Source organism: Elioraea sp., assembly GCF_022842375.1.
Classification (GTDB): domain Bacteria; phylum Pseudomonadota; class Alphaproteobacteria; order Acetobacterales; family Acetobacteraceae; genus Elioraea_A.
The window spans coordinates 259,722-274,564 of sequence record NZ_JALHPR010000003.1 but is presented as its reverse complement, the minus strand read 5'-3'; the positions used below and the strand labels follow the sequence as shown (position 1 = coordinate 274,564).

The window sequence follows — 14,843 nt, the reverse complement described above, 5'->3', positions numbered from 1 at the left end:
TGATGATGGGTTCTTCATCCGACGTTCCCGCTGACGATGCCCTGGGGCTGCTCCGCGCCATGGCGAGCAGGATCCTGCTCACCATCATCTGGCTGAACGTACCTCTGGTCGGCCTGATCGCGGGTGTCGTCGGCATGCCGGTGCTGTTCCCCCTTGCCATCGCCGCGGGTTTCGCCACAGCGGCGACGATGGCCGTGTGGCGTGACCCGGCCGGCCCTGCGACGCGCGCGACCGTGACGGTCGCAGCCGTTGCCATGCCGTCATTGATGGTGTCGGAACTTGCCGGCCATCCCTGGCAGATCGACATGCACATGGCGTTCTTCGCCGTGCTCGCGGTCCTGGCCGTCTATGCCGATTGGCGTTGCATCGTGCTCGGCGCCGGCGTGATCGCGGTGCACCACCTCTCGCTGAACGTCCTCCTCGCGGCGCTCGTCTTTCCCGAGGGGGCCGATCTTGGCCGCGTCATCGTGCACGCGGTGATCGTCGTGGTTGAGGCTGGCGCGCTCGTGTGGCTGACGCACCGGGTCGAGGCAGCCCTTCCCGCCGCCGAGCGTGCGGTGCGCGATGCGGCGGAGGGGGCAAAGGCGGTCGCGGGGTTGACGGCCGCGCGCGAGGCGGAAGCCGCCCGGGCCGACCAGGAGAAGCGCGCGGCCACGCGCGCGCTCGCCGATGAGTTCGAGGCCGGCATGGGCGGCGTGACGGCCGAGGTCGCGAGCACCGCAACGGCGATCAACGAGACGGCCGAGCGCCTGGCGCGATCGGCCGCACGCACCGATGCGGAGGCTGCCGCCGCGGCCGATGCCGCGTCCCGCTCGGCCATGGCGGTGCAGAGCGCCTCGGCGGCCGTCGAGGAGATGACGGCCTCGGTCGCCGAGATCTCGCGGCAGATCGGCGAGGCGGCTGCCGTGTCGGGCGATGCCGCCAAGCGGGCTGGTGCGGTGGAGCAGACGGTCGCTACCCTCGCCGAGGCGGCGCGGCGGATCGGCACGGTTGCGGACATGATCGGCGGCGTGGCGGGGCAGACGAACCTCCTTGCCCTCAACGCCACGATCGAGGCGGCGCGGGCGGGCGAGGCGGGCAAGGGCTTCGCCGTCGTCGCCAACGAGGTGAAGGGTCTTGCCGCGCAGACGGCAAAGGCGACGGAGGAGATCGCGCGCGAGATCGGCGCGATGCAGGCCGCCACCGCCGAGACCGGCGATGTGGTGGCCGAGGTGGTGGCCGTGGTGCGGCGGATCGACGGCATCGCGAGCGCCATCGCCGCGGCGATGACGGAGCAGTCGACCGCGATCGCCGAGATCGGCCGCGCGGTGCACGCCGCCGCGCGCGGCACCGAGGACAGCACGGGCGCGATCGCGGGCGTGTCGGCCGCGACCGCCGAGAACGCTGCCGTGGCGGCGCGCACGCGCGAAAGCGCGCAGGCGCTTTCCGCCACCGCCAACGCACTCGCCACGCGCCTGGATGCCTTCGTCGGCCGCGTGCGGGCTGCCTAATCCTGGCGGTACAGCGCCTTGTCGAAGCGGCGGTGGAACCACAGCCACTCCGCCGGCCGGTCGGTGATCCAGCGTGAGAGCGTGTCGTTCACGGCCTGGGTCAGCGCCGCGACATCGGCTGCCTTGTCGCCGCTGTCGGGCAGGGCAAGCGGCGCCTCGGCCGCGAAACGATAGCGCGCGGGGCCAACGCGCATCGCGCGCCCCGGGATGACGGGGCAGCGGTAGCGGAGGGCGAGTTGCGCTAGCGCGGGCGCCGTCATCGCACGCTCGCCGAACAGGGTGGCGGCGATCCCGTCGTTCATCTTCTGGTCGAGAAGCATGCCGAGGACGCCGCCGCGCCTGAGATGCGCGAGGGTGGCGCGCGCGCCCTCCGCTCCCTTCGGGAACAGGGCGGCGTCGAGCGGGGCGATCGCCGCCTGGCGGTAGCGCAGGATGATCGCATCGACCAGCGGGTTCGACGGCGCACGATAGACCGAGCTCATCGCGATGCCGAAATGAGCGACGACGGGGGGAAGCAGCTCCCAGTTCGCGATGTGGCCGGAGACGAAGATCACCGGCCCGCCCGTGGCCGCGATGCCGGCCATCATCGCATCGCCATCGAATTCCCAGCCTGGGCCTGACGGGGTGCGCTTCAGCGACGCGAGGTGCGGATACTCGGCGATGACGCGGCCGAGATTGTCCCACGCGGCCGTGAGCGTCGCGCGGCGGAACGCCTCGTCACGGTCGGGGAAGGCGATCGCGATGTTGCGCAGCGCGACGCGGCTGACGGGCAGGAGTGTGCCGATCGTGCGCGCGATGGCGCCGCCGAGGTTCGACGCGCGCGCGGGGCCGAGCATGCGGAACAGGCCGAACACCGCGCGAGCGATCGCCGCCTCCGCTGCCCAGCGCAGGCGCGTTCCGAGCGGCGCAGCGGTCATGCCGTGCAGGTGGCCGTGTCTGTCGTCGGATCCGACGTTCCGGCTGGCAGCGCCTGCGCGGCTGGCCGGAGGGGAGGCAGATGCGGGGCAAGGAGGGCGGTGAGCGCGACCTCATCCTCCCACGCCAGCCCGATGCCGGCGACCGCGATGCCGTCGCGGAAGCGCGGCGGCACGCGCACGATGTCCTTCCGTGTCGTCACCGGCACCGCGGCGAGCTTCTCCGCCTCGGCCAGGATCAGCGCGATGTCGGCATCGTCGTAGGGGTAGTGGTCGGCGAAGGTCTGGCGGCCGACGATGATTGCGCCGGCCTCGGCCAGCGTGTCGAAGAACTTGCGCGGGTTGGCGATGCCGGCGAAGGCGAGCACGGGCCTGCCGGCGAGAGAGGACGTGCCTGGGCCTGGCACCAGCCGGGCGCGCAGCACCGGCAGGTGATCGGGCAGCAGGCGGGTCGCGCCCGTTTCGTCATCGCCGATCAGCACGGCGGCATGGGCGCGGGCGGCGGCGGCTGCCACTGGCTCGCGCAAGGGCCCGGATGGAATGACGCGGCCATTGCCGAAGCCGAAGGTGCCGTCGATCACCAGCAGCGCCAGCGTCTTCTCCAGCGTCGGGTTCTGCAGCCCGTCATCCATCACGATCGCGCCAGCCCCATCGGCCACCGCGCGGCGGGCTGTCTCGGCACGGTCGGCGCCGACCCAGGTGGGGGCGAGGTCGGCGAGCAGCAGTGCCTCGTCACCCACCACGCGGCTGTCGTGCCTGGCTGGATCGACGCGGAGCGGGCCGCGCGCGCTGCCGCCATAGCCGCGCAGCAGCGCATGAGCGCCCACGCCGGCCGCCGCCAGCCGTGCGATCAGGTCAAGCGCGACGGTCGTCTTGCCTGCCCCGCCGGCGGTGACGTTGCCGCAGCAGATGACGGGCACGGGGGCGGTCCAGCCGGCGCGCGCGACGCGGCGGGCCGTGGCGCGTGCATAGAGGGCAGAGACGGGGGTGAGCAGGAAGGGGGCGAGCCCGCCTCCGCCAGGAAGCCAGAACCCAGGTGCGCGCAGCATGATGTCCTCTACCCCGCCGTGCAGCCTTCCTCGGGCAGAAGGCGTAGCAGCGCGGCAAGGGTCTGGTCCAGCGCCGCGGTCTCCCGCCCCGCCGTCCCGCCACCAGCCACCATCGCCCCCGCTGCGCCGGCCTTCGCCGCCCAGTTTCCATTCGAGATAAGCTTCTCAACCCAGGAGGCAAGGGCTGCCTCGTCCGCCACGCGTGTCGCTGCTCCCGCGGCGAGCAGGGACGTGGTGACCTCGGCGAAATTGGCGGTATGCGGCCCGAAGGCGACGGGGCGGCCGAGCCTCGCCGGTTCGAGCGGGTTCTGCCCGCCATGCGGGACCAGCGAGCCGCCGAGGAAGGCGCCGCGGGCAAGCCGGTACCAGAGGCCGAGTTCTCCCAGCGTATCCGCCACCCAGACGGGGCCCGACGGGTCCTGCCCCAGCGAACGACGGGGTGCGCGGCGCGCTGCCGGGTGCCCATCCCGGGCCGCGAGGGCTGCGACCGCCTCGCCGCGCTCCGGGTGGCGGGGTGCGAGGATCAGCAGCAGGTCGGGCCGATCGGCGCATGCGATGGCATGGGCGGCGAGCACACGCTCCTCCTCGCCCGGGTGCGTGCTGGCAGCGACCCACGCGGGCCGGTCGCCGAGCAGCGCCTGGAGCCGCGCAAGCTCGACCGCATCGGCCGGGAGCGGCGGAGCGGCGTTCTTGAGGTTGCCGGGCGAGGTGACCGGCCACCCGGTGAGCGCGGAGAGGCGGTCCGCGTCAGCGCCCGTCTGGGCGAGGATCACCTCGAACGTGTCGAGCGCCTCGCGCGCGGCCGCGCGCGCCCATGCCCAGCGCGCAGCCGAGCGGGCCGAGAGCCTGGCGTTGACGAGGGCGGACGGGACCTTTCGGGCGCGAAGGGCGGCGAGCATCGCGGGCCAGATCTCGCTTTCGACGAACACGGCGGCATCCGGCCGCCAGTGGTCAAGGAACCGTGAGGCCCAGGCCGGAACGTCGAGCGGGGCGACCTGGTGCGTGAGCCATGGCGAGGCCGGCATCGCGCCCGAGGTGTCCGGCGCCGCCGCCGTCCCGCCAAGCCGGCTGGCGAGCAGCCGGGCGGAGGTGACGGTGCCGCTGGTGACGAGAACGGAGAGGCCCGGCCGCGCGCGGCGCAGCGCCTCGATCAGCGGCAGGGCGGAGAGGCTTTCGCCGACGCTCGCCGCATGCAGCCAGAGCAGCGTGCCGCGCGGCCGGTCGAGGCCCGTGATGCCGCGCCGCTCGCCGAGGCGGGCGGGGAATTCCTTGCCGCGCCGTGCCCGCCGCGCGAGCCAGAGCGGCAGGAGCGGGGCTGCCAGAGCACCGCCGGCGCGCCAGAGCGTGAGTGCCAGCGTCATCGGCGCATCCCCGCAAGGTTCGCCGCACGCTCGGCCACCTCCGTCATGGCAGCGGCGATCGCCTCGCGCAGCGCCTCCTCGGTCGGCGCGTCGCCGGGGCCGAGTGGCGTGCCATAGACGATCGCGCCGCGGCAGAAGGGCAGGGGGAAGATCATCCGGTCCCAGGAGCCGAGGCGGCGTGCGCGCGATACGGCGACACCGACGGGGATCACCGGCACGGCGGCGAGGCGCGCGAGCCGGGCCACGCCCGATTGCGCTATGCGCCGCGGCCCGCGCGGCCCATCGGGCGTGATCGCGACCGATCGGCCTTCCGTCAGAACGCGTTGCGCCTCGCGGAACACCGCCACCCCGCCGCGGCGGGATGAGCCGTGTGCCGCCCCGATGCCGAGGCGCGAGACGACATCGCCGATCAGCCGCCCGTCACGGTGCTGCGACACGAGAACGGTGAACCCCGTGTCGGTGCGCGAGCCGGACCAGTTCCAGGCGATGGCGTGGGCGAGGGCGAGCTGCTCATGCCAGAAGGCCCCGATCACCGGCCGGCCCGCCAGCGCGGCCGCCCCCTCCTTCCCCTCCACCGTCCAGCGCGTGGTGGCGCCGACGAGGCGGAGATGGCAGGCGAGCAGGGCGGCGCCGAGGGCAAGGGTGCGCGGGTGGCGCAGGATGCGCTTTAGCATCGGCTGGGGGGGGGCGCCGCCGATCGGGCGGCGGCACGACGGGACGGCATGGCGGCGGCGTTAGCACGGCGGCGCCGGGACTGACAAACCGGCCTCCGGCGCGATCCGGTGCATCGCGATCGGCCAGGCCGTACCACCGACGTCGCCGCGCGCCGCGCGATCGACCGCAGGCGCCGCCCATGCCCGAGGCTGGATGCGCCGAGGCCTCCGCCGCGCGGATCTGTCCTACCTGTCCTTCTCGTGCTTGTCCGTATGCTTGTGGCTGCGACCAATCTGCGGGATGCAGACCAGCTTGCACGCCGTCATCGTCTGCGGCGCGCCGTCGCGAAGCATCCAGACCGTGCCGATGCCGCGCTCCTCGGCTTCCGCTGCGTTCGCCGGCCTCAGCGTGAGCGTGCGCGACGTCTCGTCGCTCGTCTCGATCAGGATCTCGTCCTCGGCCATCTCGAAATGGGAATGCAGGAGTGCGACGCCGAACCTCTCCAGGCGATCGTGGCGCTTCAGCACGTCCCTGAGCTCCGCGAGGCACGCGCTGTCGCTGTCGTTCAGCGGCTCGACATCGTCGATGTCCTGAAGCTGGGCCCACTGAAGGGGGGATACGACCACGGCCATCGCCATCTCCATCGGATTGTTTTCAGTGCGGAATAGTTGACCGAACAGCCGACGCGACGCAAGGCACGCGTCCGGCGCGGCTGTCGCATACCGGGCCGCTGCGAGCATCGCTGGCGCTGCTCGGCCTCGGGCTGGCCTGCATGGTCGCCACGCGTCGCCGCCGTGCGGGCTGAGCGCCGCGCGCCCCGGCTGCCGGAAAGGGGGTGCCTCAGGGCCGTAACTCGGCGGCGAGCGAGACGCGCAGCGCGGCGCTGACATGGTCGTACACCGCCCTGACGCGGCGTGAGCGGCGGAGGTCCTCATGCGCGCAGATCCACACTTCGAGCCGCTCGGCGAACTCGCCAGGCAGGACGCGCACGAGATCGGGGTGGCCGCGCGCCATCCAGGTGTGCATCGGCCCGATGCCGATGCCCGCCCGCACGGCGGCATGCTGGGCGGCCCAGGAATCGCTGCGGAACACGAAGCCCATGCGCGTCATCGCCACGCCACGCTTCGCGGCGTAGCGCAGCGCGATCTCGTCGCGGTCAGGACCGATGAGGCGGAACCTCGCCAGATCGGGGAAGCTCTCCGGCGTGCCGTGCGCGGCGATGTAGTCACGATGCGCGAAGAGCCCGAGCTCGACCTCCCCCAGCCGCTGGGCGATCACGTCCGGCTGGTCGGGGCGGACGAAGCGCACGGCAATGTCAGCCTCGCGGCGCATCAGGTTCAGCGTCACGTTCGCAGCGACCACCTCGATCGAGATCGCGGGGTTGGCGGCGGTGAAGGAGGCCAGCAGGCGGGGCAGCACGGCCGTGCCGAACGCCTCCGACGAGGTGACGCGCACGGTTCCCGACAGCGCCTCGGGCATGCGCGCGAAGGCGCGGGCGAAGCCGGCGGCTGCCGCTTCCATCGCCTGCGCACGCTCGTAGAGTGCGACGGCACGCTCGCGCGGCACCAGCCCGGATGGCAGCCTGTCGAACAGCGTCTCGCCAAGCGCCGCCTCGAGGGCGCGGATCTGCCGGCCGAGGGTGGGCTGGGTCTGGCCCAGCTCGTCCGCCGCGCGGGTCAGGCTTCCGGTGCGCATCACGGCGGCGAAGGCGCGGATGAGGGACCAGTCAGGGCCATCGGGATGATCGTCGGGCAGCTTGGCTTCGATCAGGCTGGTCATGCAAAAATGAATGCCATTACTGCCGCGTTCGTCAAGTGAACACGTGTCCACTTCGTGCCATACCGCAGCGTTGTAACGGTCCGGGAGCCAGTTATGCCGATTCGCGCCGCCATTTTCGCTTCGCTTGGCTTTGCCGCGTTGAGCCTTGCCGCTGTCGTTCCCGCCGGCGGGGCCAGGGCGCAGGCGCTGCTGGAGCGTGGCGAATCGATCCGGATCGCGCCGCCGACAACGAAATGGTCGCTCACCGTCGGCGCCCTCGGCGCCGCGACGCCGGACTACGAGGGCTCGAACGACTATCGCTTCCTCGGCGCGCCGCTGATCGACCTGCGCTACCGCGACATCGCCTTCCTCTCCTCCCGTGACGGTCTTGGCGTCTCGGTCGTGCGCATCGGCGGGTTCAGCGCGGGCCCGCTGCTGCGCTGGCGCTTCGGCCGCGACCAGGATGACAACGATGCGCTGCGGGGGCTTGGCGACGTCGGCACCACGGTCGAGGCAGGGCTCTTCGCCAACTACCGCATCAATGGCTTCAATTTCGGCATCAAGGGTGGGCAGGGGCTCAACGGCGGCGGGCACCGTGGCGCCGAGGTGAGGGCCGATGCCTCCTACAACGCGCGTCTGGCCGAGCGGTGGCGCTTTTCGATCGGCCCCTCGATCACCTGGGCGTCGGACAACTACATGCAGAGCTTCTTCGGCATCACGCAGAGCCAGGCGGCACGCTCGGGCTACGCGCCGTACAACCCGGGTGGGGGCTTCAAGGATGTCGGCCTGGGCGGCTCGGTCACCTGGCTGATCACCGACCAGCTGGCGCTGACCGGGATCGCCGAGGTGAAGGAGCTGCTGAACGACGCCGCCGACAGCCCGATCGTGAACCAGGCAGGCTCATCGACGCAGGGCTTCGTCGGCCTCGCGCTGGCCTACCGGTTCGGCTGGTAGGCGGGCGCCGGCGCGGGCGCGACCGGGCGGTCGATCGGGGCCAGGCGCTCGATCAGGATCTCGGCCGTCCGCCGCCACGAGAAGCCCTCGGCGAATCGCCGGCACGCCTCGCGGTCGAGCCCGAGGGCGGCGAGCGCGGCGATGCGGAGGTCGCTGTCGAGCGCGCCGACGGCGGTGCTGTCGATCACGTCCTTCGGCCCGGTGACGGGATAGGCCGCAACGGGCGTGCCGCAGGCCAGCGCCTCGACGATGACAAGGCCGAACGTGTCGGTGAGCGAGGGGAAGACGAACACGTCTGCCTCGCCGTAGGCGGCCGAGAGCTCCTCACCGAACTTGGCACCCAGGAAATGCGCCTCGGGGAATGATTTCTCGAGTGCGGCACGCTGCGGACCGTCGCCCACCACCACCTTCGAGCCTGGCAGGTCGAGCGCGAGGAACGCCTCGATGTTCTTTTCCACCGCCACGCGCCCGACATACAGGAAGATGGGTCGGGGAAGGTTGAGCAGCCCCCGTTCGCGCGGCCGGAACAGGCCGAGATCGACCCCCCGTGTCCAGGCGGCGACATTCGCGAAACCCTTCGACACCAGCTCCTCGCGCAACGAGGCGGTGGCCGTCAGCACGGCGGAGGAGGGGCGGTGGAAGCGGCGCATCAGCGCCCAGGTCATGCGCTCGGGAACGCCAAGCCGCGCCTTGAGGTATTCGGGAAAGCGCGTGTGGAAGGCGGTGGTGAACGGCCAGCCGCGGCGGAGGCAGAGCCTGCGCGCGGCAAGGCCGAGCGGCCCTTCGGTGCTGATGTGGATCGCATCGGGAGCGAAATCGTCGACGATGCGGCGAAGCCGTCGTCCCGGGAACAGCGCAAGCCGCACATCGGGCTCCGACGGGGCTGGGATCGTCATGAACCTGTCGGGCCCCACCACCTCCACCGCATGGCCCATGGCGACGAGCTCGTCGCGCACAGTGGCCAGCGTGCGGACGACGCCGTTGACCTGGGGCTTCCAGGCGTCGGAGACGATGAGGATTTTCACGGGACCCGGTGGCGTGAAGAAGGGCAGGCCGTGTTCGTCGATCGATGCGCCGTTCACGCGGCGGCCGGCAGGGCGCGCTGAGCGGGTTGGTCACGCCAGTGGGAGAGGCGGTTCAGTGCTGCCCAGTCGATCAATTCGAGTCTCCCGTCCATGTGTTCGACCAGGGCGGTGCAGCTCTCCACCCAGTCGCCGTCGTTGAGATAGAGGATGCCGTCAACCTCGCGCATCTCGGCGTGGTGGATGTGGCCGCAGACCACGCCGTCGAAGCCGCGGCGGCGGGCCTCCTGGGCGAGCGCGCGCTCGAACCTGTCAATCGCCTTCACGGCTTCCTTCACCTGGCGCTTCAACCACTGCGACAGCGACCAGTAGGGGTAGCCGAGGCGGCGGCGCGCGGCGTTGAACCAGCGATTCACCACCAGCGCCGCGGTGTAGGCCCAATCCCCCAGCACGGCGAGGAAGCGGGCGTAGCGCACGACACTGTCGAACTCATCGCCATGCATGATGAGCAGGCGGCGGCCATCCGCCGTGGTGTGTTCGGCATGGGCGCGCAGCTTCACGCCGGCGAATTCCATGGGCATCCAGGCGCGGAACAGCTCGTCATGGTTGCCGGGGATGTAGGTGACTTCCGTGCCGTTCTTGGCCTTGGCGAGGATCAGCCGCAGCACCTCGTCATGCGTCTCGTCCCAGTACCAGGACCGTTTCAGCCGCCAGCCATCGACGATGTCGCCGACGAGGTAGAGGCTCTGGCAATCCGTGCGACGGAGGAAATCGGCCAGGAAATCGGCGCGGCAGCCGCGCGTCCCGAGATGCAGGTCACTGATGAAGATCGCCCGGTAGCGTCGGGAAAGCGGCTGGACTGTCATGCGCACACGCACCTCGGTCTGCCTTCGATGACCTCCTGTACGACCTGATTTCCAGCAGTTGCCATGAACATTTCATGAAACGGATGAAGAAAACGATGTAATGAAGTGGTCCTGCTCCTGTCATCGCGCTGTAACGATCTGTGGATATCTTGACACCTTCGCGCGCCCCACTGCCCGAACCCGGCCGGCCTCCATGCTCCTGATCTTCAATCCCGCCGCAGGCGCACGACGACGCCGGCGGTTCGAGCGCGTCGCCGGTGCGCTGGCGGAAACGGGCGTCCGCTTCACCGTCGCCGACACGGCTGCCGCCGGCGATGCGGAGCGGCTGGCCAGCGAGGCCGTGGCACAGGGCGAGCGCATCGTCGTTGCCGCCGGTGGTGACGGCACGATCGCCGAGGTCGCCAACGGGATTGCCGGCACCGATGCCTCGCTCGGCGTGATCCCGATCGGCACGGCCAACGTGTTCGCGCATGAGCTCGGCCTTCCCTTTGCGCCGGCAGCGATCGCCGCGATGCTCGCGGCTCGGCGCACGCGTGTCGTCCGCCCCGGCCGCGCATGTTTCGACGATGGCCGCACGCGATTGTTCATCCAGATGCTCGGCGTCGGGTTCGATGCCGCCGTGGTTGCCGCGCTCGATACGGCCCTGAAACGGCGCATCGGCAAGGGCGCGTATGTGGTCGAGACACTGCGCCAGCTCGCCTCCTGGCGGTTCCCGCGCCTGTCGCTCGCGATCGACGGCGTCCCACGGGACGCGGCGCAGGTGATCGCCACCAAGGGAAGGTTCTACGGCGGGCGATTCCTGCTCGCCCCGGGGGCGGCGCCCGATCACGCTGGCGTGATGGCTTGCGTGTTCGATCGCGGCGGGCCTGGTGCGGCGGCGCTCGCGGGCGCTGCGCTGCCTCTCGGCCTCCTCGCGCGCCTGCCGGGCTTCTCGGCCGGGCCAGCGGCGACGCTCGCGGTGCTCGGCCCAGCGGGGCTGCCGGTGCAGGCCGACGGCGACCTGGTCGGCCGGACGCCCGTGGTGGTGGATGACCAGGCAGCGCCACTTGCGGTGATCGTTCCACGCGCGTAGCAGCTTCCCTCTTGCGGGCTTGGCCGCAACGATCGACGATGGTCGCCGGAACGAAGCGAAGCAGGGGGCACCATGCGGATCATCACGTCGCTCGGCGCTGCATGTCTCGGTCTTGCGCTGCTGGCGCAGCCGGTGGACGCGAAGACCTTCCGCTTCGCCACGACCTCGGATGCCGTGACGGTCGATCCCCACGCCAACAACGCCTTCACCACCTATCTCGTCACTGGCCAGATCTACGAGAGCCTGATCCACCGCAACGATCGGCTCACGCTCGAGCCGGCGTTGGCACTCCGCTGGGAGCAGGTGGAGCCGACGCGCTGGCGCTTCTGGCTGCGCGAGGGCGTGACGTTCCACAACGGCAACGGCTTCGACGCCGATGACGTGGTGTTCACCATCGCGCGCACGCTCGCCCCCACCTCCAACTTCACAATCTATGTCGATACGGTGAGTCACGCGGAGAAGGTGTCGTCACACGTCGTCGACATCGTCACGCGCGTGCCCGACGCGGTGATCGCCGACAAGCTCACCCGCATCCTGATCATGGACAAGGAATGGTCGGAGGCGAACCGGTCTGAGCGGCCGCAGAACCTGCGTGACCGCGAGGAGTTGTTCGCCGCGCGCAACGCCAACGGCACCGGCCCCTTCGTGCTCCGCTCGCGCGAGGCGGACCAGCGCACCGTGCTCACCCGCAACCCGCGCTGGTGGGGCGGTGCGCCGGGGCCGAACGACGTGACGGAGTGGCACCATGTGACCATCTCCTCCGACGCGACGCGCATCGCCGCACTGCTCTCGGGCGAGGTCGATTTCGTCCACACCGTTCCGGCGCAGGATGTGGTGCGGCTGCAGCGCGATCCGCGGCTGAAGGTTCTCGTCGGCCAGGAGAACCGCACGATGTGGCTCGCGATGGACCAGGCGCGGGACGAGCTCGTGCATTCCAACGTGAAGGGCCGCAACCCGTTCAAGGATGTGCGCGTGCGCGAGGCGATTGCGATCGCGATCGATGTCGAGGCGATCCGCACGCGCGTTCTCCGTGGCACTGCGGTGCCTACCGGCAGCATGTGGACGCAGTTCGTCACGGGCTATGACGAGGCCTTCGCCCGCCGCCCGGCGGTTGACCGTGAGCGCGCGCGGCGGCTGCTCGCCGAAGCCGGCTATGCGCAGGGGTTCGAGATCACGCTCGACTGCCCCGTCGGCGCCTATGACGAGAGCTGCCAGGCGATCGCGGGCATGCTGGCGCAGATCGGCATCCAGGTGCGGCTCAACACCATGCCGAACGCGGTGTTCTTCCGGAAGCTGCAGCAGCAGGACACGTCGTTCTACGGCCTGACCTGGGGCGTGCCGACCTTCGATGCGCTCTACACGCTGCGCGGCATCATGATGACGCGCGCCCTGGCCGGCGGCGGCTCATGGAACTGGGGCGGCTACTCGAACGCGCGGGTCGATGCGTTGGTCCGCGAGGTCGAGGCCGAGACCGACCCGGCCAAGCGCACCGCGCTCATCCACGAGGCGCAGCGCGTGCACAACGGCGAGTTCGGGCACATCCCGCTGTATCACCTGATGATCCCCTTCGCGATGAAGGCGGGCGTGCAGATGACCCACCGCGCCGACAACCTGATCTTCGGGCGCAGCGTGACGGTGGAGTGAGGCGGTGGCGGGCTGCTGAGGCGGTCGCAGGCTGCTGAGGCGGCATTCACGCAACGGCTGCTTGCCGCGTATCCCGCCGGCCATTACGGTTTCGGTCTGAAACGCGTTGTTGCTGGAACGTCACCAAGGGCACAGGAGGCCTGGATGCGCAGGATCATTGCGGCGGCGACGTTGATGGCGCTCAGCGCAGTCGGTGTCGCCAGGGCTGCCCCGATCACCTTCACGGCAGTGTTCGAGCCCGAGTTGGTAGGGGCGACCGGCTCTGGAAGCGGTACGGTCATCGTCGACCCGGACGCGAACACCCTATCCATCGCATTCACGTACGACGGGCTGTCGGGCATGAGCACGGTCGCGCATATCCACTGCTGTACCTCCGTTCCCGGCGCGGGCACCGCCGGAGTCGCCGTGTCGCCCGCCACGCTCGTCGGCTTCCAGGCGGGCCTGACGTCGGGTTCGTATTCGAACATCTTCGATACGAACGATGCGGCCACCTACACGGCTGGCTTCATCACCGCATCCGGCGGGACGCTCGAAGGTGCGGAGGCGAGGTTGATCGCCAACATGAGTGCCGGCAGGGCTTACATCAACATCCACAGCAGCACCTTCACCACCGGTGAGATCCGCGGGTTCCTCACGCCGGTTCAGGTACCGGAGCCGATGTCACTCGCCTTGCTCGGCATGGGCCTGGCTGGTCTCATGCTGCTGCGCCGGCAGGGTGCGGCAGCCGCCGTCTGAGCCTGGGCTTGTTCGCCCTCGGTCAGGTCAGGGCCTGATCTGCCCCGACCCGAGCACGTGGTAGCGGAACGTCGTCAGCTGCGCCGGCCCGACCGGCCCGCGGGCGTGGAGGCGGCCCGTGGCGATCCCGATCTCCGCGCCGAAGCCGAACTCGCCGCCATCGGCGAACTGCGTCGAGGCATTCACCACGCCGATCGCGCTGTCGATTCCGGCGAGGAACGCCTCCGCCGCCGCCGCGTCCTCGGTGATGATGGCATCGGTGTGCTCGGAGCCGTGGCGGAGGATGTGGGAAACCGCGCCTGCCACGCCATCGACCACCGCGACCGACAGCACCGCATCGAGCCACTCGGTGTCGAAATCGGCCTCGGTCGCTGCCGGCAGGTCGGGGCAGATCGCGCGTGACGCCGCATCGGCGCGGAAGGCGCAGCCCGCCGCCGCAAGGTCGGCGATGATGAGCGGCAGGTGGGTCGCTGCCACCGCGCGGTCGACCAGCAGCGTCTCGGTGGAACCGCACACGCCGGTGCGGCGCAGTTTCGCGTTGACAACGATCGCGCGCGCCTTGGCGATATCGGCGGCACGATCGACATAGGTGTGGCAGCGCCCCTCGGCGTGGGCGAGCACCGGCACGCGCGCCTCCGCCTGCACACGCTCGACCAGGCTCTTGCCGCCGCGGGGGATGATCACGTCAAGCACCCCGCCGCCGGCGAGCATGGCGGCGACGAAGGCGCGATCCGCCGTGGGGGCGACCTGCACCGAGGCTTCCGGCAGCCCGGCTTCGGCGAAGCCCTCCGCCATCGCCGCATGGATCGCGCGTGCGCTCGCGAGGCTTTCCGAGCCGCCGCGCAGGATCACGGCATTGCCGCTCTTGACGCAGATGGCCCCGGCATCGGCCGTCACGTTCGGACGGCTCTCGAAGATCATGCCGACGACGCCGAGCGGCGTGGCGACGCGGCGGATGACGAGGCCGTTCGGTCGCGTCCACTCAGCCTGCACGGCGCCCACCGGGTCCGGAAGGGCAGCGACCTCGTCGACCCCGCGCGCCATCGCCTCGACCCGCGCGGGCGTCAGCGTCAGCCGGTCGATGAAGGCGGCGGGGCGATCGGTCGTCGCGGCCAGGTCGGTGGCGTTGGCGGCTAGGATCGCCCCGGCGTGGCGGCGGATGGCGGAGGCAGCGGCCCTGAGACCTTCGGCCTTCACCTCCGCCGGCAGGCGGGCAAGCACATGGGAGGCGGCGCGCGCGGCGGCGCCTTGCGCCGCGAAGACGGCAGCCGCATCGGCGGGAGGGGTGATTACGTTCATGGCCGGGCAGCAAAGCCACCCGGCC

The 14,843-nt window shown here is 70.9% G+C and carries 14 protein-coding genes; 5 read left to right on the top strand and 9 right to left on the bottom strand.

All coding sequences use genetic code 11. From position 1 onward, the window contains the following. The first annotated feature begins 2 nt into the window (after positions 1 to 2). Positions 3 to 1,490: a methyl-accepting chemotaxis protein gene (locus Q0C38_RS04720; protein ID WP_291295908.1), complete on the top strand. Its 1,488-nt coding sequence runs from the start codon at positions 3 to 5 to the stop codon at positions 1,488 to 1,490. Here Q0C38_RS04720 and Q0C38_RS04715 read toward each other — a convergent pair. The 6 genes from Q0C38_RS04715 to Q0C38_RS04690 form a co-directional block, all read right to left on the bottom strand. Then, complete coding sequence (locus Q0C38_RS04715; protein WP_291295907.1) at positions 1,487 to 2,407, bottom strand: lysophospholipid acyltransferase family protein; 921 nt, start codon at positions 2,405 to 2,407, stop codon at positions 1,487 to 1,489. The genes Q0C38_RS04720 and Q0C38_RS04715 overlap by 4 nt on opposite strands. Beyond that, complete coding sequence (gene lpxK, locus Q0C38_RS04710; RefSeq protein ID WP_408870004.1) at positions 2,404 to 3,450, bottom strand: tetraacyldisaccharide 4'-kinase; 1,047 nt, start codon at positions 3,448 to 3,450, stop codon at positions 2,404 to 2,406. Before lpxK ends, Q0C38_RS04715 begins: the two co-directional genes overlap by 4 nt. Positions 3,451 to 3,461: 11 nt before the next feature. Then, entirely contained in the window at positions 3,462 to 4,814 is a 1,353-nt protein-coding gene (locus Q0C38_RS04705; protein ID WP_291295905.1) for a 3-deoxy-D-manno-octulosonic acid transferase, read from the bottom strand. Continuing rightward, positions 4,811 to 5,488 carry a lysophospholipid acyltransferase family protein gene (locus Q0C38_RS04700; protein ID WP_291295904.1) on the bottom strand — a complete coding sequence of 226 codons (678 nt, stop codon included), beginning with the start codon at positions 5,486 to 5,488 and terminating at the stop codon, positions 4,811 to 4,813. Before Q0C38_RS04700 ends, Q0C38_RS04705 begins: the two co-directional genes overlap by 4 nt. Before the next feature lie 225 nt (positions 5,489 to 5,713). Then, a complete protein-coding gene (locus Q0C38_RS04695) occupies positions 5,714 to 6,208 on the bottom strand; it encodes a hypothetical protein (RefSeq protein ID WP_291295903.1) in 495 nt (164 codons plus the stop codon). Positions 6,209 to 6,308: 100 nt separating this feature from the next. Then, positions 6,309 to 7,247: a LysR family transcriptional regulator gene (locus Q0C38_RS04690; protein WP_291295902.1), complete on the bottom strand. Its 939-nt coding sequence runs from the start codon at positions 7,245 to 7,247 to the stop codon at positions 6,309 to 6,311. Between the two features lie 93 nt (positions 7,248 to 7,340). Between Q0C38_RS04690 and Q0C38_RS04685 the strand changes: the two genes are divergently transcribed. Beyond that, positions 7,341 to 8,180 carry a MipA/OmpV family protein gene (locus Q0C38_RS04685; protein WP_291295901.1) on the top strand — a complete coding sequence of 280 codons (840 nt, stop codon included), beginning with the start codon at positions 7,341 to 7,343 and terminating at the stop codon, positions 8,178 to 8,180. On the opposite strand, the gene Q0C38_RS04680 is transcribed toward Q0C38_RS04685, so the two are convergent. Both Q0C38_RS04680 and Q0C38_RS04675 read right to left on the bottom strand, forming a co-directional pair. After that, entirely contained in the window at positions 8,162 to 9,205 is a 1,044-nt protein-coding gene (locus Q0C38_RS04680) for a glycosyltransferase family 1 protein (protein ID WP_291295944.1), read from the bottom strand. The genes Q0C38_RS04685 and Q0C38_RS04680 overlap by 19 nt on opposite strands. 53 nt (positions 9,206 to 9,258) lie before the next feature. Beyond that, positions 9,259 to 10,068: a UDP-2,3-diacylglucosamine diphosphatase gene (locus Q0C38_RS04675; RefSeq protein WP_291295900.1), complete on the bottom strand. Its 810-nt coding sequence runs from the start codon at positions 10,066 to 10,068 to the stop codon at positions 9,259 to 9,261. 193 nt (positions 10,069 to 10,261) lie between these two features. Between Q0C38_RS04675 and Q0C38_RS04670 the strand changes: the two genes are divergently transcribed. The 3 genes from Q0C38_RS04670 to Q0C38_RS04660 all read left to right on the top strand — a co-directional run bounded on the left by Q0C38_RS04670 (position 10,262) and on the right by Q0C38_RS04660 (position 13,519). Continuing rightward, the gene (locus Q0C38_RS04670) at positions 10,262 to 11,140 is read left to right on the top strand and encodes a diacylglycerol kinase family protein (RefSeq protein ID WP_291295899.1); all 879 of its coding nucleotides are present in this window, start codon (positions 10,262 to 10,264) and stop codon (positions 11,138 to 11,140) included. 72 nt (positions 11,141 to 11,212) lie between these two features. Beyond that, the gene (locus Q0C38_RS04665) at positions 11,213 to 12,784 is read left to right on the top strand and encodes an ABC transporter substrate-binding protein (protein ID WP_291295898.1); all 1,572 of its coding nucleotides are present in this window, start codon (positions 11,213 to 11,215) and stop codon (positions 12,782 to 12,784) included. A gap of 144 nt (positions 12,785 to 12,928) precedes the next feature. Next, a complete protein-coding gene (locus Q0C38_RS04660) occupies positions 12,929 to 13,519 on the top strand; it encodes a CHRD domain-containing protein (RefSeq protein WP_291295897.1) in 591 nt (196 codons plus the stop codon). Positions 13,520 to 13,546: 27 nt separating this feature from the next. On the opposite strand, the gene Q0C38_RS04655 is transcribed toward Q0C38_RS04660, so the two are convergent. Further along, positions 13,547 to 14,818 carry a glutamate-5-semialdehyde dehydrogenase gene (locus tag Q0C38_RS04655; protein ID WP_291295896.1) on the bottom strand — a complete coding sequence of 424 codons (1,272 nt, stop codon included), beginning with the start codon at positions 14,816 to 14,818 and terminating at the stop codon, positions 13,547 to 13,549. Between the last annotated feature and the right edge of the window lie 25 nt (positions 14,819 to 14,843).